The 22637-nt window shown below is 69.9% G+C and carries 23 protein-coding genes; 13 read left to right on the top strand and 10 right to left on the bottom strand.

The window, feature by feature from the left end; translation table 11 throughout:
• Nucleotides 1–93: 93 nt before the first annotated feature.
• Complete coding sequence (gene nadA, locus ABZT47_RS19380) at nucleotides 94–1281, bottom strand: quinolinate synthase NadA (RefSeq protein WP_354843504.1); 1188 nt, start codon at nucleotides 1279–1281, stop codon at nucleotides 94–96.
• A 202-nt stretch (nucleotides 1282–1483) separates the two neighbouring features.
• Here nadA and erpA point away from each other — a divergent pair, with 202 nt between their 5' ends.
• Nucleotides 1484–1837 carry an iron-sulfur cluster insertion protein ErpA gene (erpA, locus tag ABZT47_RS19375; RefSeq protein ID WP_114031177.1) on the top strand — a complete coding sequence of 118 codons (354 nt, stop codon included), beginning with the start codon at nucleotides 1484–1486 and terminating at the stop codon, nucleotides 1835–1837.
• Between the two features lie 341 nt (nucleotides 1838–2178).
• Entirely contained in the window at nucleotides 2179–3165 is a 987-nt protein-coding gene (locus ABZT47_RS19370) for a carbohydrate kinase family protein (protein WP_354843501.1), read from the top strand.
• Nucleotides 3166–3284: 119 nt separating this feature from the next.
• On the opposite strand, the gene ABZT47_RS19365 is transcribed toward ABZT47_RS19370, so the two are convergent.
• Nucleotides 3285–3560 carry a sulfurtransferase TusA family protein gene (locus ABZT47_RS19365; RefSeq protein ID WP_354843498.1) on the bottom strand — a complete coding sequence of 92 codons (276 nt, stop codon included), beginning with the start codon at nucleotides 3558–3560 and terminating at the stop codon, nucleotides 3285–3287.
• 92 nt (nucleotides 3561–3652) lie between these two features.
• Entirely contained in the window at nucleotides 3653–4789 is a 1137-nt protein-coding gene (locus ABZT47_RS19360; protein ID WP_354843495.1) for an aminotransferase class V-fold PLP-dependent enzyme, read from the bottom strand.
• A gap of 247 nt (nucleotides 4790–5036) precedes the next feature.
• Between ABZT47_RS19360 and coxB the strand changes: the two genes are divergently transcribed.
• The 4 genes from coxB (at nucleotide 5037) to ABZT47_RS19340 (ending at nucleotide 9347) form a co-directional block, all read left to right on the top strand.
• Nucleotides 5037–5792 (top strand): cytochrome c oxidase subunit II, encoded by a 756-nt coding sequence (coxB, locus tag ABZT47_RS19355; RefSeq protein ID WP_354843493.1) that lies wholly within the window; start codon nucleotides 5037–5039, stop codon nucleotides 5790–5792.
• Nucleotides 5789–7459 carry a cytochrome c oxidase subunit I gene (gene ctaD / locus ABZT47_RS19350; RefSeq protein WP_354843490.1) on the top strand — a complete coding sequence of 557 codons (1671 nt, stop codon included), beginning with the start codon at nucleotides 5789–5791 and terminating at the stop codon, nucleotides 7457–7459. The genes coxB and ctaD overlap by 4 nt, the downstream gene beginning before the upstream one ends.
• Nucleotides 7456–7851, top strand: coding sequence for a cytochrome c oxidase subunit 4 (locus ABZT47_RS19345; RefSeq protein WP_354843487.1), 396 nt, complete (start codon nucleotides 7456–7458; stop codon nucleotides 7849–7851). Before ctaD ends, ABZT47_RS19345 begins: the two co-directional genes overlap by 4 nt.
• A gap of 344 nt (nucleotides 7852–8195) precedes the next feature.
• Entirely contained in the window at nucleotides 8196–9347 is a 1152-nt protein-coding gene (locus ABZT47_RS19340; protein WP_354843485.1) for an Ig-like domain-containing protein, read from the top strand.
• Nucleotides 9348–9495: 148 nt separating this feature from the next.
• On the opposite strand, the gene ABZT47_RS19335 is transcribed toward ABZT47_RS19340, so the two are convergent.
• The 4 genes from ABZT47_RS19335 to ABZT47_RS19320 are packed head-to-tail and all read right to left on the bottom strand — an operon-like array spanning nucleotide 9496 to nucleotide 13700.
• The gene (locus tag ABZT47_RS19335) at nucleotides 9496–11166 is read right to left on the bottom strand and encodes a ubiquinol-cytochrome c reductase cytochrome b subunit (RefSeq protein WP_354843482.1); all 1671 of its coding nucleotides are present in this window, start codon (nucleotides 11164–11166) and stop codon (nucleotides 9496–9498) included.
• Nucleotides 11163–12236, bottom strand: a complete 1074-nt coding sequence (locus tag ABZT47_RS19330) for a Rieske 2Fe-2S domain-containing protein (protein WP_354843479.1) — start codon at nucleotides 12234–12236, stop codon at nucleotides 11163–11165. The genes ABZT47_RS19335 and ABZT47_RS19330 overlap by 4 nt, the downstream gene beginning before the upstream one ends.
• Complete coding sequence (locus ABZT47_RS19325) at nucleotides 12229–13059, bottom strand: cytochrome c (protein ID WP_354843477.1); 831 nt, start codon at nucleotides 13057–13059, stop codon at nucleotides 12229–12231. Before ABZT47_RS19325 ends, ABZT47_RS19330 begins: the two co-directional genes overlap by 8 nt.
• A gap of 17 nt (nucleotides 13060–13076) precedes the next feature.
• Entirely contained in the window at nucleotides 13077–13700 is a 624-nt protein-coding gene (locus tag ABZT47_RS19320; protein ID WP_354843474.1) for a heme-copper oxidase subunit III, read from the bottom strand.
• A 182-nt stretch (nucleotides 13701–13882) separates the two neighbouring features.
• On the opposite strand from ABZT47_RS19320, the gene ABZT47_RS19315 reads away from it, so the two are divergent.
• From ABZT47_RS19315 to ABZT47_RS19305, 3 genes are all read left to right on the top strand, one after another.
• Nucleotides 13883–14281 carry a hypothetical protein gene (locus ABZT47_RS19315; RefSeq protein WP_354843872.1) on the top strand — a complete coding sequence of 133 codons (399 nt, stop codon included), beginning with the start codon at nucleotides 13883–13885 and terminating at the stop codon, nucleotides 14279–14281.
• Nucleotides 14282–14293: 12 nt separating this feature from the next.
• Nucleotides 14294–15370, top strand: coding sequence for an anthranilate phosphoribosyltransferase (trpD, locus tag ABZT47_RS19310; RefSeq protein ID WP_354843471.1), 1077 nt, complete (start codon nucleotides 14294–14296; stop codon nucleotides 15368–15370).
• Between the two features lie 236 nt (nucleotides 15371–15606).
• Complete coding sequence (locus ABZT47_RS19305) at nucleotides 15607–16029, top strand: nuclear transport factor 2 family protein (protein ID WP_354843468.1); 423 nt, start codon at nucleotides 15607–15609, stop codon at nucleotides 16027–16029.
• A 77-nt stretch (nucleotides 16030–16106) separates the two neighbouring features.
• Here ABZT47_RS19305 and ABZT47_RS19300 read toward each other — a convergent pair whose 3' ends face one another.
• The 3 genes from ABZT47_RS19300 to ABZT47_RS19290 all read right to left on the bottom strand — a co-directional run bounded on the left by ABZT47_RS19300 (nucleotide 16107) and on the right by ABZT47_RS19290 (nucleotide 17659).
• Nucleotides 16107–16394 carry an Lrp/AsnC ligand binding domain-containing protein gene (locus ABZT47_RS19300; protein WP_354843466.1) on the bottom strand — a complete coding sequence of 96 codons (288 nt, stop codon included), beginning with the start codon at nucleotides 16392–16394 and terminating at the stop codon, nucleotides 16107–16109.
• A 73-nt stretch (nucleotides 16395–16467) separates the two neighbouring features.
• Entirely contained in the window at nucleotides 16468–16788 is a 321-nt protein-coding gene (locus ABZT47_RS19295; RefSeq protein WP_354843463.1) for an NIPSNAP family protein, read from the bottom strand.
• 472 nt (nucleotides 16789–17260) lie between these two features.
• Complete coding sequence (locus ABZT47_RS19290; RefSeq protein WP_354843460.1) at nucleotides 17261–17659, bottom strand: ATP-binding protein; 399 nt, start codon at nucleotides 17657–17659, stop codon at nucleotides 17261–17263.
• A gap of 173 nt (nucleotides 17660–17832) precedes the next feature.
• Between ABZT47_RS19290 and ABZT47_RS19285 the strand changes: the two genes are divergently transcribed.
• The 4 genes from ABZT47_RS19285 to ABZT47_RS19270 all read left to right on the top strand — a co-directional run bounded on the left by ABZT47_RS19285 (nucleotide 17833) and on the right by ABZT47_RS19270 (nucleotide 22530).
• On the top strand, nucleotides 17833–18657 hold the full coding sequence (locus tag ABZT47_RS19285) for a helix-turn-helix transcriptional regulator (RefSeq protein ID WP_354843458.1): 825 nt from the start codon (nucleotides 17833–17835) through the stop codon (nucleotides 18655–18657).
• The gene (locus ABZT47_RS19280; protein WP_354843455.1) at nucleotides 18647–18856 is read left to right on the top strand and encodes a DUF397 domain-containing protein; all 210 of its coding nucleotides are present in this window, start codon (nucleotides 18647–18649) and stop codon (nucleotides 18854–18856) included. Before ABZT47_RS19285 ends, ABZT47_RS19280 begins: the two co-directional genes overlap by 11 nt.
• A gap of 313 nt (nucleotides 18857–19169) precedes the next feature.
• Complete coding sequence (gene abc-f, locus ABZT47_RS19275; protein WP_354843453.1) at nucleotides 19170–20807, top strand: ribosomal protection-like ABC-F family protein; 1638 nt, start codon at nucleotides 19170–19172, stop codon at nucleotides 20805–20807.
• Between the two features lie 34 nt (nucleotides 20808–20841).
• Nucleotides 20842–22530, top strand: coding sequence for an ATP-binding cassette domain-containing protein (locus ABZT47_RS19270; protein ID WP_354843450.1), 1689 nt, complete (start codon nucleotides 20842–20844; stop codon nucleotides 22528–22530).
• The last annotated feature ends 107 nt before the right edge of the window (nucleotides 22531–22637 follow it).

Genomic DNA, 22637 nt, shown 5'->3' with positions numbered 1-22637 from the left:
CCAAGGACCGGCCGATAACCTGCCGCTTCCTCCGGGCGTGCTCTCCTCGGATCCGTCCTGCCGACACCTCGACCGGCCGCCGTCCCTGACCCGTCACGGGAGGGCGAGCATGCGGTCCAGGGCGACCTTGGCCCAGTGGGTGGTGTCGGGGTCCACGGTGATCTGGTTGACGACCTGGCCCTCGACCAGCGACTCCAGCGCCCACACCAGGTGCGGCAGGTCGATGCGGTTCATCGTCGAGCAGTAGCAGACCGTCCGGTCCAGGAAGGTCACGGTCTTGTCGGGGTGCTGGGCCGCCAGCCGCTTGACCAGGTTCAGCTCGGTGCCGATCGCCCACGCCGACCCGGCCGGCGCCTGGTCGAGCATCTTGATGATGTACTCGGTGGAGCCGACGTGGTCGGCCTTGGTGACCACCTCGTGCCGGCACTCGGGGTGGACCAGCACGTTGACGCCGGGGATGCGCTCGCGGACCTCGTCCACGCAGCTCTCGGTGAACCGGCCGTGCACCGAGCAGTGCCCGCGCCACAAAATCATCTTGGCGTCCCTGAGCTGCTGGTCGGTCAGTCCGCCGTTCGGGCGGTGCGGGTTGTAGACCACGCACTCCGAAAGGGGGATGCCCATCTCCAGGACGGCCGTGTTGCGGCCGAGGTGCTGGTCGGGCAGGAAGAGCACCTTGCGCTCGCCGGCGCCCTTGCCTTCCGGCCCCTCGGGGCCGTCGTCGAAGGCCCAGGTCAGCGCCCGGCGGGCGTTGGATGAGGTGCAAACCGCGCCGCCGTTGCGCCCGCAGAACGCCTTGATGTCGGCCGAGGAGTTCATGTAGGTGATCGGCACGGTCACCTCGGCGATGCCGAGGTCGGAAAGGACCTCCCACGCCTCCTCTACCTGGTCGAAGGTCGCCATGTCGGCCATGGAGCACCCGGCGGCCAGGTCGGGCAGCACCACGCGCTGGGAGTCGCCGGTGAGGATGTCGGCCGACTCGGCCATGAAGTGGACGCCGCAGAAGACGATGTACTCCGCGGACGGGCGGGCCGCCGCCTCGCGGGCGAGCTTGAAGGAGTCGCCGGTCACGTCCGCGAACTGGATGACCTCGTCGCGCTGGTAGTGGTGCCCGAGCACGAAGAGCCGCTCGCCGAGCGCCGCCTTCGCCCTGACCGCGCGCGCGACCAACTCGGGGTCGGAGGCCGCGGGCAGGTCGCCGGGGCAGTCGACGCCGCGCTCGCTGTGCGGGTCGGTGCCCTGACCGAGGACGAAGAGCGGAAGGCCGGTTTCGGTGGTCGTCACGGCTTACACCTCTTAAGGGGCTTATCGTCTAGTTGACGACTAATGATGGCACACGGCCGGAGATGCTCCGCGCAGGGGGGTGGAGCGGACCGCCCCCTGAGACAGGAATGTGTAGCGGTGCCCCGCTGTTGGTAGCGTCTGAGTGAGACCTCAGAACCAGGCCTCCGTCCCCGAGGGGCGTTGGCAGACGGGGAGTCAACAGATGACGGTTGAGAGCAGCGAGACCACGCAGCAGGGCTTGGTCCTGACCGACGCGGCGGCGGCCAAAGTGCGCAGCCTGCTCGAGCAGCAGGGCGAAGAGGGCCTTCAGTTGCGCGTGGCGGTGCAGCCCGGCGGTTGTTCCGGCCTGCGCTACCAGCTCTTCTTCGATGACCGCTCGATGGACGGGGACGTCGTCTCCGACTTCGGCGGGGTCAGCGTCGTCACCGACCGCATGAGCGCCCCCTACCTCATGGGTGCCACGGTGGACTTCGTCGACACCATCGAGAAGCAGGGCTTCACGATCGACAACCCGAACGCCACGGGCTCCTGCGCCTGCGGCGACTCGTTCAACTAGGCAGGCCGGCCCCCCACCCCGTCCGGCGGTCCCGCCAGACGGGGTTTCGGCATGCCCGCCCTCCTTGGGTGTCACCTGGCCGTCAGTGTTCGGTAGCCCGGACGCCGCCGGTCCCGCACGCGCCGGGGCGGGGCGGCGTCGCGGCGTGGACCCGTAGGGGTGCGGCGGGGCCGCCGGGCCGCGCCGCAGGTCACACGGGGCTCCGCCCGGACCTCGCGCGGCCGGGTCCCTGTCCGGCTCCGCGCGGAGAAGATCATCCGCGGCGGTTCTCGGTTCGGGCTCGAGTTCCTTGCCGTATTCTTGGCGGGCTCATCGAGGCTGACAACGAGGAGAGCGACCCCGTGCGCATCGCCGTCACCGGATCCATCGCGACCGATCATCTGATGACCTTCCCGGGAAGCTTCGGGGACCAGCTCATCGCCGAGCAGCTCGACCGCGTGTCGCTGTCCTTCCTGGTCGACGACCTGCAGATCCGGCGCGGGGGCACCGCGGCCAACATCTGCTTCGGCATGGGCTGCCTGGGCCTCTCGCCGGTCCTGGTGGGCGCCGTCGGCGACGACTTCACCGACTACCGCTCGTGGCTGGAGCGCCACGGCGTCGACTGCGGCTCGGTGCACGTCTCCGACCTGCACCACACTGCCCGCTTCCTGTGCACGACCGACGAGCACCACAACCAGATCGCCTCCTTCTACACCGGGGCGATGGCCGAGGCCCGGTACATCGAGCTGCACCCGGTCGCCGAGCGCGTCGGCGGCCTCGACCTGGTGATGATCAGCCCGAACGACCCCGAGGCGATGCTGCGCCACACCGGCGAGTGCCGCCAGCGCGGCATCCCGTTCGGCGCCGACATCTCCCAGCAGCTCGCCCGCATGGACGGCGAGGAGATCCGGGCCCTGGTCGACGGCGCGGCCTACCTTTTCACCAACGACTACGAGAAGGCCCTCGTCGAGCAGAAGACCGGCTGGTCGGACGAAGAGGTGCTGTCCAGGGTCGGGGTGCGGGTGACCACTCTCGGCCCGAAGGGCGCCCGCATCGACCGCGAGAGCGAGCCGAGCGTGCACGTCCCGCCGACCCCCGAGCTGCGCAAGGTCGACCCCACCGGCGTCGGCGACGCCTTCCGCTCGGGCTTCCTGTCCGGCCTGTCCTGGGGCCTGTCGCTCGAGCGCTGCGGCCAGATCGGCAACCTCACCGCCACCTACGTCCTCGAGCACGTCGGCGGGCAGGAGTACCAGCTCGGCAAGCAGGCGTTCATGGACCGCTTCACCGCCGCCTACGGCGCCGACGCCGCCGCCGAGGTCGAGCCGCGGCTGTCGTGCCACTACGTCTGACCCGCCGCGTCTGACCCGCCGCGCCGTCTGACCTCCCCACGGCGTCCGGCTACCCGCGCCTTCCGGCCTTCGCGATCCGCCCGCGTTCTCCGCGGGCCGGCCGCGGTGGCCGGGGGCGGTCAGTAGTTGCGGCGCACGTGGATGGCCCAGCCGCCCTGCGGCAGCTCGTAGGTGCCCATGTGGTGGTGCGATTTCAGCCGGCACCACGCGGGGACGTCGGTGAAGGCCGCCGGGTCGTCGGCGAGCACGGCCACCGTCGCGTTGAGCGGCACCGAGTTGATCTGCTCGGCCAGCATGATGATCGGGATGGGGCACTTGCGTCCCAGGGCGTCGATCGTGAGCGCGGCCGGGGGCTGGGGCGCCCCGGCGGACGCCTGCTGCTGCGAGCCTGCCATCAGTGATCCACCTTCGCCGTCGCGGCCCCGGCGCGTCCCGCCGGGAAGCCGGCCCGCCTTCGAGACCAGGTCCCGCGGCGCGCCGCGCATCTCTACGACCTCACTCCCACGCTCTCGCGCACGCGCCGGACGATGTCCGGCAGGACGGCGAGGAACCGGTCGACGTCCGCGGCGGAGGCGCCTCTGGGCAGCGACACCCGGACGTTGCCGTGCGTGAGCACCCCCATCGCCTCCAACACGTGGGATGGTCGTAGCGTACTCGCCGTGCACGAGCTGCCGGACGATACCGAGAAGCCCGCCCTGTCCAGTTCGGTGAGGATCGCCTCGCCAGGGACGTAAAGACACGAGAAGGTCACGATATGCGGCGCCCGCAGCGCCGGCTCCCCGACCACCTCGACGTCCGGCACCACGCGCGGCACGGTCTCGCGTACCCGGTCCACCAGGGCCGACAGCCGCGCGTTCTCCCGCTCGGACTCGGCGACGGCGGCGCGCAGCGCGGCCACCGCGGCCACGGCCGCCGGGACGTTCTCGAAGCCCGGCACCCTGCCGCGCTCGCGCTCGTCCTCCGGCAGCGGCGAACGCCACCGGGTGCCCTTGCGCACGGCCAGCAGCCCGACCCCGGCGGGGCCGCCCCACTTGTGGGCGCTGGCCGCGAGCACCGACCAGCCCTCGGGGACGGGGAGCCGCCCGAGCGTCTGGGCGGCGTCCACCAGCAGCGGGACGCCCGCCGCCCGGCACGCCTCGGCGGCCTCCGCGACCGGCTGCAGGGTGCCGACCTCGTGGTTGGCGGTCTGCAGGCAGGCCAGCGCGGTGCCCTCCGCCGCGACGGCCGCGCCGAACTCCGCCGGGTCCACCCGGCCGGTCAGGCCCACCCCGACCAGCTCCACCGCGCCGCCGTCGCGCTCGTTGGCCGCCGCGGCGGCCAGCACGCTGGAGTGCTCGACGGCGCTCGCCACCACGCGGCGCCCGGTGCGGCGGCGGCCGGGCAGCGTCCCGAGCACCCCGAGATGGACGGCCTGTGTTCCTGAGGAGGTGAAGGAGACCTCGTCGGGACGCGCGCCGATCACCTCGGCGGCCTCGGCGCGGGCGCGTTCGAGCAGCAGCCGGGCCTGCCGCGCCGCGCCGTACAGCCGCGCGGGGTCGGCGCCGGCGGCGTCCAGGGCCGCGATCAGCGCCTCGCGCGCGGCGGGGTGCAGGGGTTCGGCCGAGGCCGCGTCGAAGTACGCCACGCGTTCATGCTCGCACCCGCGGCCGGGGTCACCGCGACGGGGTGAGCGCGCCCCGGGACCGCCGTTCGCGGGGGCTGAGAAGGGGGGCGGGCCCTGTGCGCGCTAATGTGTCCCCCAGCGTGACGTGAGACAACCAAGAACGCGAACAACGTGAACCTGGAAACGACCGCCCAGGAGGGGGACTCTTGGGCTTTATCTGTGGGGTAGGCGATCCGTGAGTCCGACCCGCCGTACTAGACGGCGTCCGTTGGCCCGAAGGGTGCCGGGCGCCGCCGCCCTGGCGGCGCTGCTGGTTTCCCTGACGGCGTGTGGGGGCCCTGGCACGTGGGATCGTGCCGGCTTCCCCCAAGGCGTCACCAAAGAGGCCGGCATCATCCAGAGTCTGTGGAACGGTGCCTGGATCGCCTCCCTCGCCGTCGGTGTCGTCGTCTGGGGTTTGATCCTCTGGGCCTGCGCGTTCCACCGCAAGCGCAAGAACAGCGGGGACGCTCTGCCGCCGCAGGTGCGCTACAACCTGCCGATCGAGATCCTCTACACCACGGTGCCGATCATCATGGTCGCGGTGTTCTTCTACTTCACCGCCCGTGACGAGAGCACCATCACCGCGGTATCGAAGAACCCCGACGTCAAGGTGCACGTCGAGGGCTTCCAGTGGAGCTGGCGCTTCACCAGCGAGAGCGGCGGCAAGACCGTCAGCGTCGTCGGCACCCCGGCCAAGCGCCCCGAGCTGGTGCTCCCGATGAACAAGTCGGTGCAGTTCGAGCTGACCTCGCCGGACGTCGCCCACTCGTTCTGGGTGCCCGCGTTCCTGTTCAAGCGCGACGTGCTCCCGGGCGTGAAGAACGTCTTCGAGATCCACACCCTCGACAAGCCCGGCATTTTCGCCGGCCGATGCGCCGAGCTGTGCGGCGTCGACCACAGCCGGATGCTCTTCACCGTGAAACTCGTGCCGCAGGCCGAGTACGACCAGTACGTCAACAGCCAGGCGGGGAGTGCCCAGTGACCGCCATCAACGAGCCGATCCGAGTGGGCGTCGCCCCGCGGAGCGCCCGCAAGGGGACCGTCATCGCCCGGTGGCTCTCTTCGACCGACCACAAGGTGATCGGGCACCTCTACCTGATCACCTCGTTCGTGTTCTTCCTCATCGGCGGCGTCATGGCCCTGATCATGCGCGCCGAGCTGGCCCAGCCGGGTCTTGAGTTCGTCAGCAACGAGCAGTTCAACCAGCTGTTCACCATGCACGGCACGATCATGCTGCTGATGTTCGCGACCCCGCTGTTCGCGGGCTTCGCCAACGAGCTGATGCCGCTGCAGATCGGCGCGCCGGACGTGGCGTTCCCCCGGCTGAACATGGTGAGCTACTGGCTCTACCTGTTCGGCAGCACGATCGCCGTCTCGGGCTTCTTCACCCCCGACGGCGCCGCCTCCTTCGGCTGGACGGCCTACACGCCCCTGTCGGACGCCGTCTCCTCCCCGGGGCTCGGCGGCGACCTGTGGATCATGGGCCTGTCGATGTCCGGCATCGGCACCATCCTGGGCGCGGTGAACTTCATCACCACGATCATCTGCATGCGCGCCCCCGGCATGACGATGTTCCGCATGCCGATCTTCACCTGGAACATCCTGCTCACCAGCATCCTGGTGCTGCTGGCGTTCCCGGTGCTGGCCGCCGCGCTGCTCGGCCTGGAGGCCGACCGCCACCTCGGCGCGCACATCTTCGACTCGGCCACCGGTGGCGCCATGCTGTGGCAGCACCTGTTCTGGTTCTTCGGCCATCCCGAGGTCTACATCATCGCGCTGCCGTTCTTCGGCATCATCACCGAGGTCCTGCCGGTCTTCAGCCGCAAGCCGATCTTCGGTTACATGAGCCTCATCGGCGCGACGATCGCCATCGCCGGCCTGTCGGCCGCGGTGTGGGCGCACCACATGTTCGTCACCGGCCAGGTGCTCCTGCCGTTCTTCTCGTTCATGACGTTCCTCATCGCGGTGCCCACCGGCGTGAAGTTCTTCAACTGGATCGGCACGATGTGGCGCGGCCACATCACCTTCGCCTCGCCGATGCTGTTCGCGGTGGGCTTCCTGGTGACGTTCCTGTTCGGCGGCCTGACCGGCATCATCCTGGCCTCGCCTCCGCTGGACTTCCAGGTCAGCGACTCCTACTTCGTCGTGGCCCACTTCCACTACGTCGTCTTCGGCACCGTGGTGTTCGCGATGTTCTCCGGCTTCTACTTCTGGTGGCCGAAGTTCACCGGCAGGATGCTGAACGACACCCTCGGCAAGTGGCACTTCTGGACGCTGTTCATCGGCTTCCACACCACCTTCCTGGTGCAGCACTGGCTCGGCGCCGAGGGCTTCCCCCGCCGCTACGCCGACTACTCGGCGGCCGACGGGTTCACCGACCTGAACGTGGTCTCCTCGGTGGGCGCGTTCATCCTCGGCGCCTCGACGCTGCCGTTCCTCTACAACGTGTGGCGGACCTGGCGGCACGCGCCGAAGGTCACCGTCGACGACCCGTGGGGCTTCGGCAACTCCCTTGAGTGGGCGACCTCCTGCCCGCCGCCGCGGCACAACTTCAGCCGGCTGCCCCGCATCCGGTCCGAGCGTCCCGCGTTCGACCTGAAGAACCCGCACCGGCTGGCGCCGGAGAAGGAGCTGGAGGGAACCCGATGAAGGTTCAGGGCTGGCTGTTCCTCCTCTGCGGCGTCTTCTTCGCCGCCGTGGACCTGGTCTACTGGTTCTGGTCCAAGGAGCCCACCGGCACCACCGCGCTCGCCATCTCGGTGGGCCTGGCGCTCATGATCGGCTACTACCTGCTCTACACGGCGCGCCGCATCGGCGACCAGCCGGAGGACAGGAAGGACGCCGAGATCAGCGACGGCGCCGGCGAGCTGGGCTTCTTCAGCCCCTCCAGCTGGTGGCCGCTGTTCCTGTGCCTCGCGGTCGCCCTGATGACCGTGGGCTTCGTCATCGGCTGGTGGATGTTCATCGTCGGCGTCTTCGCGGTGATCATGGCGACCATCGGCTTCGTCTTCCAGTACTACCGGGGTCACTTCACGCACTGACAGACGGCCCCGGACGGCGGCGCGCCCGTCGTCCGGTCCCGTCCACCCCACTTCCGCCGCGCGGGCGGCCGAGCTCTCCGTCAAGGGAGCGTCGGTCGCCCGCGCGGCTTTTTTGCTGGTCGTTGCGGCCTTTCTCCTTCTGCACGGGTACACGACACGCTGTAACCGGGTAATAACTCACAAGGAGTGATCCATCGGAGCGGGGGAGACGTAACGTGAGACACGTCGAGATCCGGGTGGTCGCCATGGGAACGGGGGCGCTGGCCCTGCTGCTGGCAGGTGGTTGCGCGGGCCCCGGAACCGAGAAAGGACAAGGTACCTCTGGCTCACGGCAGGACGTGGCTGTGAGCGTCTCTCCGGGCAACGGGGCGGCCCTGGTGGCTCCTGAACTGCCCGTCATGGTCGGAGCCGTCAACGGCGCTCTCAGGAGCGTCACGGTGCGCGGCAAGGCCGGCAACACCCTGGTCGGGGGCGTGCTGAGCGCCGACCGCACCCAGTGGCGCAGCAAGCGCGGCACGGCCCCCGGCGAGACCTACCAGGTCACCGTCGTCGCCGTCGGCCCCTCGGGCGCCACCAAGCAGGTGACCAGCGAGTTCTCCACGCAGAAGGCCACACAGACCTTCGCGGTCGACAAGATCCTGCCCAACAAGGACATCACCGGCCTCACCGTGGGCGTCGGAATGCCGATCATGCTGACCTTCACCCACGGCATCACCGACCGGGTGTCGGTCGAGCGCAACCTGATGGTCCAGAGCTCCAAGCCGGTGGAGGGCGCCTGGCACTGGTTCGACGACAAGTCGGTGAGCTTCCGGCCCAAGAAATGGTGGCCGGCCAACACCAAGGTCAAGCTCGTCGCGCAACTCGCCGGGGTGCGCGGCGCGCCCGGCATGTACGGCACCCAGGACTACGTCCGCGAGTTCGAGGTGGGCCGCGCCCAGATCAGCCACGCCGACACCGTCAGCCACCAGATGACGGTGAAGCGCGACGGCGAGGTCATCAGGACCATCCCGCTCAGCGCGGGGGACGGCGGAAGCTGGAACCACTACACGACCAACGGGGTCCACCTGGCCATGTCACGGGAGGACGTCACGACCATGACCTCCCCGGACGCCGGCCCCGGCAGCGCCGGGTACTACAGCCTGACCGTCTACGACACCGTGCGCATCTCCGACACCGGCGAGTACGTCCACGGCGCCCCGTGGTCGGTGGGCTCGCAGGGCAACTCCAACGTCAGCCACGGCTGCATCAACGTCAGCCCGTCCAATGCCAAGTGGTTCAAGGAGGTCACCCTCATCGGCGACCCGATCATCGTGAGCGGCACGCCGCGCCAGCTGGACCCGGGCAACGGATGGGGGTACTGGCAGGAGAGCTGGCCCCAGTGGCTGCGATGGAGCGGGCTGCGCTCGGGCTTCACCACCGAGGCCCTGTCGGCCGTCCCGGTCAGCGACCACCTGACCCGGCAGACCGACACCTCCAAGCGGCGCGTCACCTCCTGACGGCGCACGGAGCGCGGAGGCGCCGGGCCACGGAAGGGCTCCAGGCACGGAAGGGCTCCAGGGAAGACGAAACGGAGAGGGCCCGGGCGCGTGGTGCGCCCGGGCCCTCTCCGCGGCCGGCCGCCGTGGCGGCCGGTGTGCCGATGCGTCAGTGGCCGATCGACTTGGTCGTCTCGTCCGCCGGCCCGGCGCCCACCGCCGCGTGCGGCGCCCCGTGGCCGTCGTGCCCGTTGTGGTGACCGTCGTGCCCGTCCAGGGAGATCGCCTCGGTGTCGCCCGAGTAGGTCTCGCTGAGCCGGGCCCGCAGCCGGCCGATCGGGCCGCGCATGCCCTTCGGCGGGATGCCGTCGCGGTCGGGCGCGGCGGCGATGGCCGGGATGGCCTTCTTGCCGCGCACGTGCGCCGCGATGTCCTCGGCCGGCGGCACGTGCACCTCGATGTACTCGCCGTGCGGCAGGCGCTTGATGACGCCGGACTCGACGCCGTGCGACAGCACGTCCGCGTCGTGGCGCTGGAGGCCGATGCACATGCGGTAGGTGACGAAGTACGCGATCGCCGGCCCGACGAAGATCAGCACGCGGCCGACCTCGGTCGTGGTGTAGAGCGAGATGTGGAACTTCGCCGAGATCCAGTCGTTGGCGCCCAGCAGCCACAGCAGGCCGTAGAACGTGATGGCCGCGATGCCGATCGAGGTGCGGTGCGGGTTGTTGCGGGGACGGTCGGCGAGGTGGTGCTCGCTGCGGTCACCGGTGATCCACTGCTCCGCGAACGGGTAGAGCGCCAGGCCCGTCATGATGAGGCCCATCGGCCCCAGCGCCGGGATGAGCACGCTCAGCGGCAGGGTGTACCCCAGGAAGTTGATCTCCCACGACGGCATGAGCCGCAGCGAGCCCTCCAGGAAGCCCATGTAGAAGTCGGGCTGCGAGCCGGCCGAGATGTCGGCCGGCGTGTACGGCCCGAACAACCAGATCGGGTTGATCTGGGCGAAGGTGCCGAGCAGCGCCACCACGCCGAACGTGAACAGGAAGTACGCGCCCGACTTGGCCATGAACGACGGGTAGAACGGCGCGCCGACCACGTTCTGCTCGGTGCGGCCCTTGCCCGGCATCTGGGTGTGCTTCTGCACCCACATGAGGATCAGGTGGGCCGAGATCAGCGCCAGCAGGATGCCCGGGATCAGCAGGATGTGGATGCTGTAGAACCGCGAGATCACGTCGTGGCCTGGATACTCCCCGCCGAACAGGAAGTAGGTGATGTACGTGCCCACCAGCGGGATGGAGATGGCCACACCCTCGGTGATCCGCAGACCGGCGCCGGAGAGCAGGTCGTCGGGCAGGGAGTAGCCGGTCAGGCCCTCCAGCAGAGCCAGGGTGAGCAGCAGGACGCCGATGATCCAGTTGAGCTCGCGCGGCTTGCGGTAGGCGCCGGTGAAGAACACCCGGAGCATGTGCACCATCATGCCCGCCACGAACAGCAGCGCCGCCCAGTGGTGGATCTGCCGGATGAGAAGGCCGCCGCGCACGTCGAAGCTGATGTGCAGCGAGGAGGCGTACGCCTCGGACATGCGCACGCCCACCAGCGGCGCGTAGGCGCCGTTGTAGGTGACCTCGCCCATGCTCGGCCTGAACCAGAACGTCAGGAACGTACCGGTGAGCAGCAGGATGACGAACGAGTACAGGGCGATCTCACCGAGCAGGAACGACCAGTGGTCCGGGAAGACCTTGCGCAGGTTGCGCTTGAGGAAGTTGCCCGCGCCGATGCGCTCGTCGATGAAGTTCGCGGGTCCTGCGATGGCCTTCGGAGTGCTGTCCAGGCTCATGCCTTCCCCCTGACTTCGGCTTCGGCGTCCCCGCGCTCCCAGAAGCTGGGGCCGACCGGGACGTTGAAGTCGCTCTGTGCGATGAGGTAGCCCTCGCCGTCGACGCCGATCGGCAGCTGGGGCAGGGGACGCGCCGCGGGGCCGAAGATGACCTTCGCTCCGTCGGCGGCGTCGAAGGTGGACTGGTGGCAGGGGCAGAGGATGTGGTGCGTCGTCTGCTCGTAAAGCGCCGCGGGGCAGCCCACGTGCGTGCAGATTTTAGAGTACGCAACGATGCCGTCGTGGGTCCAATTGAGCTTGGTGCCCGATTTGATGTCCTCCGGCCGGAACTTGATGAGGATCAGCGTGGCCTTGGCCAGCGCGTTCAGATCCTCCTCGTGCCCCTCCGGGACCACCGACAGGATGCCGCCGGGGGAGTTGAAGTCGGCCGCGCGGATCGGCTGCTTGGTGCCCTCCACCATCAGGCGAAGGCCCTTCTTCCACACCGTGTGCCGCAGCGTCGTGCCCGGCAGGGGGCCGAGGTCCTTCAGCAGCACCAGCGGCAGCAGGCCGAGCGGGGCCGCGGCCAGCAGGAGCGTGCGGCGCAGCAGCTTGTGCTTGACGAAGCCGCTCTCGTTGGCGCCCTGCAGGAACGTCGCGTTGACGTTCTCGCGGACCTCCGCCCCGGTCGCCATCGGGTGGCGCTCCTGGACCAGGTTGTACTTCGGCATGATGCCGCGGACCCAGACCACGATGCCGGCCGCCAGCGACAGCAAGGCGACGGTCAGCGAGGCTCCGAGGGCGAAGTTGGAGGTCTGGGTCTTGTCGATGGTGCCGACCTGGAAGACGACGTACGACACGATGAACACGATCGCGGCGACGAAGGACACCACGAACAGCAGGGCGACGACGCGCTCGGCCTTGCGGGCCTTGGCCGGGTCGGGGAACGTCACCCCCTCGTGCACGATCTCCTCGTGGGCGCTGGCCGGCGCGCCGAGCGCCGACGTCTCACCCCCCGGAGGGGGCGTGCCGATGACGCGCCTCGGGACGCGATCTTCGGCCTGCTCGATGTCGTTCGGGATCTCAGTCATGGTTGGCCTGACGCTTCTTCGCGGTGATCCAGATGGCGGCGAGGGCGAGGAGGCTGATGCCGACGATCCAGCCGACCAGGCCCTCGGTCACCGGGCCGATGCGGCCGAGGCCGCTGCCGCCCGGGTCGGGCTGCTGGCGGACGCTGACGATGTAGGCGATCATGTCCCGCTTCTCCTCGGGCGTGATCGTGCTGTCGTTGAAGACCGGCATCGCCTGCGGGCCCGTGGCCATCGCCTCGTAGATCTGGGTGGGGGTGGCGGGGTTCAGCGGAGGTGCGTACTTGCCGTAGGTCAGGCCGCCGCCCGACCCGACGAAGTTGTGGCACTGGATGCAGTTCGCGCGAAACAGCTCGCCGCCCTTGGCGGGGTCGCCCTTGGACGGGTCGGTCGCCTCCAGGGAGGGCTTGGTCGGACCGCCGCCCAGCGACTGCACGTACGCGGCCAGCTGCCGGATCGTGTCCTGGTTCACCCAGTCCGGCGGGCGCTTGCGCGGCGCCTGGGGGCCGGGGTCGGAGAACGGCATGCGGCCGCTGGACACCTGGAAGTCCACGGCCGCGGCGCCGACGCCGACGAGGCTCGGGCCCGATGCACCGCCGGAGGAGTAGGACCCCTCGCCGTTCAGGCCGTGGCAGCTCGCGCAGTGTGCCGCGAACAGATCCTTGCCCGCCGCCACGTCGTCCGCCTTGCCGGAGGCGATCGCCGCGTCAGCTCGGTCTCCTCCGGGCGCCACCAGGGCGTACACCCCGCCGAGGAGGCTCAGGGCAAGGAGGAGGACGGCGTATCGCGCGAGCGGATGCCGCCTCCGTGCGGTGATCGAGTTCACCGATATCCTCGTTCCGATCATTTGATGATGTAGATGGTCGCGAAGAGGCCGATCCAGACGACGTCAACGAAGTGCCAGTAGTAGGACACGACGATCGCGCTGGTGGCCTGCTCATGTGTGAAGCGCTTCGCGGCGTACGTGCGTCCCAGCATGAACAGGAACGCGATCAGACCACCGGTCACGTGCAGGCCGTGGAAGCCCGTGGTCAGGTAGAAGACCGAACCGTAGGCGTTGGAGGACAGGGTCACGCCCTCTTCCACGAGGTTGTGGTACTCGTACAGCTGCCCGCCGACGAACCAGGCGCCCATGAGGAAGCTGATGATGTACCAGAACCGGAGCTTCCTGACCTGACCCTTCTCAGCGGCCCACACGCCGAGCTGGCACGTCACACTCGACAGCACCAGCACGATCGTGTTGACCAGCGCGTACGGGATGTCCAGGTGGACGCCTTCAGGCAGCGTGGGCCAGGGTTTGCCCTGGCCGAGGCTGACCGACCGGATGGTGAAGTACATCGCGAACAGCGCCGCGAAGAACATGAGCTCAGAGGACAGCCAGACGATCGTCCCGACCTGGACCAGGTTCGGCCGGCGGGACGGTGCTGCTGTCGTCGTAATTGCGGATGCTGTCGCCACGCCCAGCATTATTGCGGCTGGAGGGGTCGGGTCGGCGCACGACCCCCCGGTAAGGCCACCTCACCCCGATAAACCAGACATAAGCCGGGAACGGCGCTAAGTGTGACTGGTCTGGGTTTCCGTCGCCGGGGACAGGTAGCATCCGTGGTGACCATACCTCGTCCCAATCGATAGTGAGCGCGACCGTGAGCATGAGGGTTCTCGTCTACAGCGACGACGCAAGCACCCGCGAGAAGGTGCGGCTGGCGATCGGACGGCGTCCCGCCGCCGACGTGCCCCTCGTGGAGATCGTCGAGTGCGCCACGCAGCCGGCGGTCGTCAAGCACCTGGATTCCGGAGAGATCGACGTGGCCGTCCTCGACGGCGAGGCCGTCCCCGCGGGCGGCATGGGCATCTGCCGCCAGGCCAAGGACGAGGTGTACGACTGCCCGCCGATCTGTGTGATCATCGGGCGTCGCGACGACCGCTGGCTCGCCGACTGGTCCCGCGCCGACGCCGTCGTGGCGCAGCCGATCGACCCCATGGCGCTCGCCGAGGCGGTCGCCGGCCTCATGCGGAGCCGTTCGGCCTCCCGCATCACCTCCCACTGACCCGGAGACCCCATGGACGCGCGCACCACGTGGCCCGCGCTGCTCACGGCCCTGCTCGCCCGTGAGCACCTCACCGCCGACGAGACCGCCTGGGCGATGGGCGAGATCATGTCCGGCTCCGCCACGACCGCCCAGATCGCCGCCTTCGCCACGGCGCTGAAGGCCAAGGGCGAGACGGTGGCCGAGGTCGTCGGGCTGGCGCGCACCATGCTCGACCGGGCCACGCCGCTGTCGGTCGACGGCCCCACCGTCGACATCGTGGGCACCGGCGGCGACCGCGCGCACACCGTCAACGTCTCCACCATGGCCGCGATCGTCGCCGCCGCGGCCGGGGCCCGGGTCGTCAAGCACGGCAACCGCTCGGCGTCCTCCTCGGTGGGCGCCGCCGACGTGCTCGAACACCTCGGCATCGTCCTCGACCTGTCCCCGGAGTCCACCGCGCGCACGGCCGTCGAGGCGGGCATCGCGTTCTGCTTCGCGCCGGTCTACCACCCGGCCCTGCGGTTCGCCGGCCCCGTCCGCAAAGAGATCGGCATCCCGACCTTCTTCAACTTCCTCGGCCCGCTCACCAACCCGGCCCGCCCGTCGGCGCAGGCCATCGGCGTCTACGACGCGCGCATGCTGCCCGTCGTCGCCGGCGTCTTCGCCGAGCGCGGCGTGTCGGCCCTGGTGTTCCGCGGCGACGACGGCCTCGACGAGCTCTCCACGGCCACCACCTCGACCGTGTGGGTCGTGCGTGACGGCACGGCCGTCGAGACCGCCTTCGACCCGCTGGACATCGGCGTGCCGCGCTCCGAGGCCGACGCGCTGCGCGGCGGGGACGTCGAGTTCAACGCCCGGGCCGTCAACGACCTGGTCGGCGGCAAGGGCGGCCCGGTGCGCGACGCGGTGCTGCTGAACGCCGCCGCCGCCCTGGTCAGCCTGGACGCCGGCGCCACCGCGCCCGACCCCGGGCCGCCCGGCGACGCCCTGGTGGCGGCGATGACCAGGGCCTACGCCCGGGCCGCCGAGGCCGTCGACTCCGGCCGCGCCGCCGAAACGCTCACCCGCTGGGTCGAGACCAGCCGCTCGTACAAGCAACGTTCCTGACCCGCGCACGCACCAGATTCCGCGTATGCGGCAGACCGGCATACGCACGGGCCGGCCTCACCTCTGGGGCCGGCCTTTCGCGCCGCGCCGGCCATGCCTGGCCCCACGCACCGGGCCGTCCCCGCCTCGGGGCCGGCCGTTCTCGTCCTGCGGACGGGCCGATGATGCCTCGTGCGGGCTCCGCCTTACCTGGTGGGTAATCGACGGGCCTCGCCCTGAGGCGAGAGGCTCGGGGCATGAGCGATGACACCCGTGATGTCGTGGCGGAACTGCTGCGCCGGATGGCCGAAGGCGATCACGACCGCACCTCGGAGCTGTTCGCCGAGCCGGTCGACTGGGGCCTCGCCTGGCCGGCCGAGGGGCACCCGGCGGTGCCGTGGATTCGGCCCCGGTCCGGCCGGGCCGACGTGGCCGACCATTTCCGGTCCCTGGAAGCCCACCATGTGCCCGAACTGAACGGCACGTCCGTACGGTGGATCCTGGTCGATGGTGCGCACGCCGTGGTGCTCGGCGAGATCAGGCAGACCGTGCGGGACGGCGGCGCCGCGTACACCTCGCCGTTCGCCCTCCACCTCACGGTCCAGGACGGCTTGGTGACCCGCTTCCACATCTACGAAGACAGCCTCACCGTAGCCCGAGCCCTCAGCACTGGACAATGACCACCAAGAACCGGTGCCCGGCACTCCACCCGGCCTATCCCGGCCGGAGTTCTTGCATCCCGGCTGCCGGAGGATGCTCAGTCGGCTTCGGCGAAGCCGATGGAGAAGGCGGAGTCGAGGTCGTGCTTGGAGTAGGTGCGGAACGCCAGGTGGGTCTCGGTGGCGAGGACGCCGGGCACCTTGTTGATCCGCCCCGGGATCACCTCGGCGATCTCCTCGTAGGCGGAGACGCGCACCATCGCCACCAGGTCGTAGTCACCGGTGATCGAGTACACCTCGCTGACCCGGTCAAGCTCGGCGATCGTCTGCGCGACTTCGGGAATCCGGTCGACCTCAGCCTTGATGTGCACGATCGCGGTGATCATACGAGCTCTCCCCTTCGAGTACGGCTTGGCCCGACTCTAGCGCCGCGTGCGCCTTCCCCCGCATCCGGCTCTGTCAGAGCAGGAGGCCGTGGTGGGTGGGCGAGGCTCTGGTGACGGTGACGGCTTCGAGATCAAGGAACTTCTCGACCATCGGATAGATCTCGTTCTTCCAGCGGTCGGTCTGGTAGGTGGCGGCGTAGATCCGCTCGTGCTCTGCTTCGCTCGCGAAGCGGCGCAGCGTGACGTAGCCGTCCGGGTCCTCCTCGTCGACGAGGGAGGCGATCACCGACATGCCACGTTCGGTCATGTAGGGGATCACCGTCCCCTCCATGTACTCCACCCACTCGTCCCGCATGCCGGGCCGAGTCTGATAGCGGCGGATCTCGTAGAACAACGTCTTTCCTCCCCGAAGCAGGACGCGGGACCGCCGGGCCGGCGCGAGACAGGAGCGTATGCCCGGCGACCAGGACGCCGATCTCGAGGTGCGGCCGATCCGCTGATCGATCATCTCGTGCGGCCGGATCCTCCGATGATCGATCGGGCGAGATCAGGGCAAGGAGTGGGGTGCCCCCAGGACGGGATCATTCCGCCAGGTGAACCGGCTCGGCGAATCGGCGGCCGACGGACTCGAGGGAGAGGGTAAGCCGAGATCACTTATTCGTTCATCCCCACTGGATTCATATATGCATAAGGTGATTTCCGGGCGTGCCGGGACGGCGGTGCGGCCGAGGGGAGACCGGATCCAAATTTTTTAAGGCGTTCGCCGAGCCGCCGTCTCCGCTCATGGGGATTCATTGCCGCCGGCGCACGGAACCCTCGTGGCCGCACAGGGAATGAGTGATCGTCCGGGCGTTTCTCGCCACGTTTCACTTCTCGCGCGTGTACTTCACCTGGAACCAGACGGTCCGGCCCGCGGGGTGCTGGAGAACGTCCCAGCGGTGTGAGATCTCCTGGACCAGCAGCAGGCCGCGCCCGCTCTCGCCGTACAGGTCACAGCGCACGCGGGGAGCGTCACCACCTCCTGCGTCCACCACGTCGACATGGATGAACTCGTGGCAGTCGGCGAGCACGAGCGTCACCGTGCCGCCGTTCCCGGAATTGGAATGGACGACGGCGTTCGTGACGACTTCGGATACCAGGAGTGTGACGTCGTGGAGCGCGGGGTGCTCGCGGCCGAGCTTCTCGCGCACGTACGCACGTGCGAGGGAGACCGATTCGGGAGAACCGATCAGATCGATGGCCCCGAGAAGGCTTCCTGTCGTCATCTACGCGCCTTTTCCATTCGCCGGTCGAATCTCGTCCCTCTTGACGATTCGCCTCATCAGAATGACGACCCGAAGCTACGATCGACGACGGAATCGGCCGACCTCGTGCCCACTGTTCTGTCAGCAGGAGAGTTGGTTGCCGATGGGCCCGATTTTAGTCAGGTAGGTGATAAATGTTCCCCGGGAAAGATGTCGATCCCCACGAGTCCCCCCGCGCCCTCTTCGCCTTCGAGTTGCGCCGCCATCGCCGCCGGGCGAACCTCAGCCAGCGGCAACTCGCCGAGCGCATCGGCTTCTCCGACTCCATGGTCAACCTCGTGGAGCAGACCAAGCGCCGGCCGTCCCAGCAGTTCGCCGAACTGTGCGACCGGGTCCTCGGGCTCGACGGCACCATGGCGAGGCTCTACACCGCGACCACCTGGCCGCAGGCGCCCGAGCACTTCCGGCCGTGGCTGGACGAGGAGCAGGACGCCACCGACCTGTGTTGCTGGGAGCCCACGATCATCCCCGGCCTGCTGCAGACCGAGGCGTACGCCCGACGCATCATCGGCGTGTCGCCCGGCATCACCGAGGAGGAGGTGGACGAGCGCGTCGCGGGGCGCATGCGCCGCCGGATGATCCTGGAGCGCAAGCGGCCGCCCGTGATCAATGTGATCATGGATGAGGCCGTGATCCGCCGCCAGGTGGGAGGCGTGGCCGTCATGAAGGAGCAACTGCGATTCCTGCTGGAACTGGTCCGCCCACCCCAGCTCACCATCCAGATCGTCTCTAGCGCGACGGATGTGCACTGGGGTGTAGCGGGCGGTTTCATCATCGCCGAACGGGACGGATCGGCCTACGCTGCCTATGTGGGCGCGCAGCCCTATGGGCGTACCGTGGACGACCGGGCAACACTCGTCCGGTTGGCCCGCGGGTTCGACATGATCCGAGCTGAGGCCCTGTCGTGCCGGCAATCTCTCCGGCTCATCGAGGAAGTGGTGCAGCGTGATGACCTCTGATCTCGCGGACCTGCGGTGGCGTAAGAGCAGTTACAGCGGTCCTGAAGGTGACAACTGCGTGGAAGTGGCCTCGGCCTGGTCCGCTGGGATGGTCGCGGTGCGCGACAGCAAGATCGGGTCGGGGGCGATGCTCACCCTCATGCCCGCTGAGTGGTCGGCCTTCCTCTCCGGCATCAAAACCGGCACATTCCCCGTCTGAGACCGACGACCTCACTCCGGCCCACCCGCGCTCGCGGCATGGTGGGCCGGAGAGCACAGAACATGGGCCGGCGGGGGTGGAACCGGCTGAGCGGGATGGCAGGGGGAGGCTGCTATAGTGCCTGGCACGATATGTCGGCTTAGGGAGACCAGACGTGGCAGGTGACGACGACATCTCCGGGTGATTCCGGAGGTCGACGGCCGGCTGACGGCGCGCGGGAGCGCGGCCGCGGTGGCCGTTTCTCGTCGTTCCCATACCCGTCCCCGCTGAGCGGCCGAGGCGCGCGCCAGCGGCACACTCCAAGGTCTCATCCATGTCCGACGCGTTCATCATCTGCTCCAACCTCTCCTTCTCCTGGCCGGACGACACCCCGGTCTTCGACGATCTGTCCTTCACCGTGGGCGGCGGCCGCACCGGCCTCGTCGCGCCGAACGGCGCAGGCAAGAGCACGCTCCTCAAGCTGATCGCCGGCGAGCTCCGGCCCACCGCGGGCGGCGTGTCCGCCGGGGGAGTGCTCGGCTACCTCCCGCAGACGCTGCCCCTGCTCGGCGACCCGACGGTGGCCGAGGTCCTCGGCGTCGCCCCGGTGATCGAGGCGCTGGACGCCATCGAGGCCGGTGACGCCCGTGAGGAGCACTTCACCACGATCGGCGACGACTGGGACATCGAGGAACGCACCCGGGCCCAGCTCGACCGGCTCGGCCTCGGCGACCTCGCCCTCACCCGCCCCCTGCACACCCTCAGCGGTGGCCAGGTCGTCTCGCTCGGCCTGGCGGCGCAGCTCCTCAGACGCCCCGACGTCCTGCTGCTCGACGAGCCCACCAACAACCTCGACCTCGACGCGCGCCGCAAGCTCTACGCGGTGCTCGAAGACTGGAACGGCTGCCTGCTGCTGGTCAGCCACGACCGGGCGCTGCTCGACCGCATGGACCGCATCGCCGAGCTCGACGGGGGAGAGCTGCGCTCCTACGGCGGGAACTTCACCGAGTACGAGGAGGCCGTCCGCGCCGCCCGTGAGGTCGCCGAGAAGAACATCCGCAACGCCGAGCAGGAGGTCAAGCGCGAGAAGCGCGAGATGCAGCAGGCGCGTGAGCGGGCGGATCGCCGGGCGAGCAACGCCGCGCGCAACCTGGGCAACGCCGGCCTGCCGAAGATCATCGCCGGCGGTCTGAAGCGGCGCGCCCAGGAGTCGGCGGGCAGGTCCAATGAGACGCACGCCGCGCGGGTCGGCGACGCCAAGTCCAAGCTGGACGAGGCGAGCCGGGCCCTGCGCGACGAGCAGAAGATCACGCTGGAGCTGCCCGGCACCAACGTCCCCGCCGGGCGCACGGTCTTCCTCGGCGAGCGGATGCAGGTGCGCTACGGCGAGCGGCCCCTGTTCGCGGGCGACGGCCTCGACCTGACCATCCGTGGGCCCGAGCGCATCGCCCTGACCGGCTCCAACGGCGCCGGCAAGTCCACCCTGCTGCGCCTGCTCAACGGCGACTTGGAGCCGGAGGGCGGGCTGGTCAGGCGGGCCGACGGCCGCGTGGCCTACCTGTCCCAGCGGCTGGACCTGCTGGACCTCGGCCGCACCGTGGCGGAGAACCTCGCCGCGTCCGCGCCCGAGATGCCGGAGGCGCAGCGGATGAACCTGCTCGCCCGCTTCCTGTTCCGCGGTTCCCGCGTCCACCTGCCGGTCGGCGTGCTGTCCGGCGGCGAGCGGCTGCGCGCCACCCTGGCCTGCGTCCTGTACGCCGAGCCCGCGCCCCAGTTGCTGCTGCTGGACGAGCCGACCAACAACCTCGACCTGGTCAGCGTCGGCCAGCTGGAGAGCGCGCTGAACGCCTACGAGGGCGCCTTCGTGGTCGTCAGCCACGACGAACGCTTCCTCGCCGAGATCAAGGTCGACCGCTGGCTCCGGCTCGCCGACGCCCGCCTCCAGGAGACCGCCGCTCCTGAGCCCGCCTGACGCCTCTCCGCGACTCTTCCCCTGGTGATACCGAATGTCTGAGACAGCTCTGCTCGCGCACGATCTCGTGCGCATCCTTGGGACGAGGCGGGTGCTCGACGGGGTCAGCCTCACCGCGGCGCCCGGGCACCGTATCGGCCTGATCGGCGAGAACGGCGTCGGCAAGTCCACGCTGCTGCGGCTGCTGGCCGGAGCCGACGAGCCGGACGCCGGCAGCGTCGTCCGGCCACCCGACCTGGGCTTCCTGCACCAGGAGATGCCGTTCGACGCCGCCGCCACGATCGCCGGCGTGCTGGACGACGCCCTGCGCGAGGCGCGCGCGAGCCTGGCCGAGCTGGACAGGCTCGCGCAGGCCCTCGCCGACGCCCCGCCGGACTCCCCGGCCGCGGCCGGGCTTCTCGCCGCCTACGGTGAGCGGCTCGAACGCGCGCAGCAGGACGAGGTGTGGGACGCCGACCGGCGCGCCGAGATCGTCCTGGCGGGCCTCGGACTCGACGGCGTGCCGCACGACCGCACGCTCGGCTCCCTGTCCGGGGGCAGGCGGGCCAGGCTGGCGCTGGCCGCCCTGTTGGTCCGGCGTCCGGCGGCCCTGCTGCTGGACGAGCCCACCAACCATCTCGACGACGACGCCGCGACCTTCCTGGAGGAACGGCTGCGCGGCCTGCCCGGCGCCGTCGTGGTGGCGAGCCACGACCGGGCGTTCCTCGACGCCGTCTGCACGGACGTGATCGATCTCGATCCCGCGGTGGACGGGCCTGTCCGGTACGGCGGCAACTACACCGCCTACCAGGCCGAGAAGCGTGCCGAGCGCGAGCGCTGGCGGCGGCGCTTCGCCGAGGAGCAGGAGGAGCTCGCCGAGCTGCGCCGCTCGGTCGCCGTCGCCGCGCACCAGGTCGCGCCGAACCGTCTGCTGCGCGACAAGGACAAGATGGGCTACGGCCGCCGGAGCGGCCGGGTGCAGAACCAGATTTCCAGCCGCGTACGCGCCGCCGCCCGCAGGCTCGCCGACCTGGGACGCGCCCAGGTACCCCCGCCCCCGACGCCGCTACGGTTCCATCCCCCCGCCCTCGCCGCCACCGCCACCTCCGGCGACCCGGCCGACTCCGCACACTCCGACGGCTCCGCCCACTCGGCCATAGGCGGGGCCGCGCTCGCCGATGGGCTTCTGGTGTCGATGCGGGGGATCGGCGTACCGGGACGGCTCACGCTCGGCCGCCTCGATGTCTCGGCGACCGATCGTCTGCTGGTCACCGGGCCCAACGGAGCGGGAAAGTCGACGCTTCTGGCGGTGCTGGCCGGGCGGCTGGACGCCTCCGGCGCGGTGCGGCGGCGGCCCGGGCTCAGCGTCGGCTTGCTGGCCCAGGACACCGTGTTCGACAGACCGGACCGCACCGCTCTGGAAACCTACGAGTCGGCGCTCGGCGCCGAGCGCGCCGAGTCGGTGCCGCTGCGCTCCCTTGGCCTGCTCGGCCCGCGAGAGCGCGGCAAGCGGGTCGGAGAACTGTCGGTCGGCCAGCGCCGCCGCCTCGCGCTCGCGCTGCTCGTGGCGGACCCGCCCGAACTGCTGCTGCTGGACGAGCCGACCAACCACCTCTCGCCCCGCCTGTCCGACGAACTCGAGGAGGCCATGGGCACGGGGCCCGGCACCATAGTGATCGCCAGCCACGACCGCTGGCTCCGCTCCCGCTGGCCGGGCCGCGAGATCGGTCTGCGGGCACCCTGAGCCCTGTGGGAGGTGCGCCGGTGACCCGCTGGCCGGGCCGCGAGATCCGTCTGCGGTCCCCCTGGGCCGCGTAGGAGGCGGGCCGGTGCGCCGGAGCCGGCGCGGTC

It is taken from the genome of Sphaerisporangium sp. NPDC005289, from assembly GCF_040607455.1.
GTDB classification, from domain to species: Bacteria; Actinomycetota; Actinomycetes; order Streptosporangiales; family Streptosporangiaceae; genus Sphaerisporangium; species Sphaerisporangium rhizosphaerae.
Note: the sequence above shows the minus strand (reverse complement) of the source record. Positions and strands in the feature narration are given on the sequence as shown.

What these genes read in the sequence shown, in the direction of transcription:
- ABZT47_RS19280 (WP_354843455.1), top strand. Translation starts at nt 18,647, where the DNA reads ATGACCTCTGATCTCGCGGACCTGCGGTGGCGTAAGAGCAGTTACAGC.
- ABZT47_RS19330 (WP_354843479.1), bottom strand. Translation starts at nt 12,236, where the DNA reads ATGACTGAGATCCCGAACGACATCGAGCAGGCCGAAGATCGCGTCCCG.
- ABZT47_RS19365 (WP_354843498.1), bottom strand. Translation starts at nt 3,560, where the DNA reads ATGGCAGGCTCGCAGCAGCAGGCGTCCGCCGGGGCGCCCCAGCCCCCG.
- ABZT47_RS19305 (WP_354843468.1), top strand. Translation starts at nt 15,607, where the DNA reads ATGAGCGATGACACCCGTGATGTCGTGGCGGAACTGCTGCGCCGGATG.
- abc-f (WP_354843453.1), top strand. Translation starts at nt 19,170, where the DNA reads ATGTCCGACGCGTTCATCATCTGCTCCAACCTCTCCTTCTCCTGGCCG.
- ABZT47_RS19300 (WP_354843466.1), bottom strand. Translation starts at nt 16,394, where the DNA reads ATGATCACCGCGATCGTGCACATCAAGGCTGAGGTCGACCGGATTCCC.
- ABZT47_RS19315 (WP_354843872.1), top strand. Translation starts at nt 13,883, where the DNA reads ATGAGGGTTCTCGTCTACAGCGACGACGCAAGCACCCGCGAGAAGGTG.
- ABZT47_RS19345 (WP_354843487.1), top strand. Translation starts at nt 7,456, where the DNA reads ATGAAGGTTCAGGGCTGGCTGTTCCTCCTCTGCGGCGTCTTCTTCGCC.
- ABZT47_RS19290 (WP_354843460.1), bottom strand. Translation starts at nt 17,659, where the DNA reads ATGACGACAGGAAGCCTTCTCGGGGCCATCGATCTGATCGGTTCTCCC.
- ABZT47_RS19335 (WP_354843482.1), bottom strand. Translation starts at nt 11,166, where the DNA reads ATGAGCCTGGACAGCACTCCGAAGGCCATCGCAGGACCCGCGAACTTC.
- erpA (WP_114031177.1), top strand. Translation starts at nt 1,484, where the DNA reads ATGACGGTTGAGAGCAGCGAGACCACGCAGCAGGGCTTGGTCCTGACC.
- ABZT47_RS19285 (WP_354843458.1), top strand. Translation starts at nt 17,833, where the DNA reads ATGTTCCCCGGGAAAGATGTCGATCCCCACGAGTCCCCCCGCGCCCTC.
- ABZT47_RS19320 (WP_354843474.1), bottom strand. Translation starts at nt 13,700, where the DNA reads ATGCTGGGCGTGGCGACAGCATCCGCAATTACGACGACAGCAGCACCG.
- trpD (WP_354843471.1), top strand. Translation starts at nt 14,294, where the DNA reads ATGGACGCGCGCACCACGTGGCCCGCGCTGCTCACGGCCCTGCTCGCC.
- ABZT47_RS19270 (WP_354843450.1), top strand. Translation starts at nt 20,842, where the DNA reads ATGTCTGAGACAGCTCTGCTCGCGCACGATCTCGTGCGCATCCTTGGG.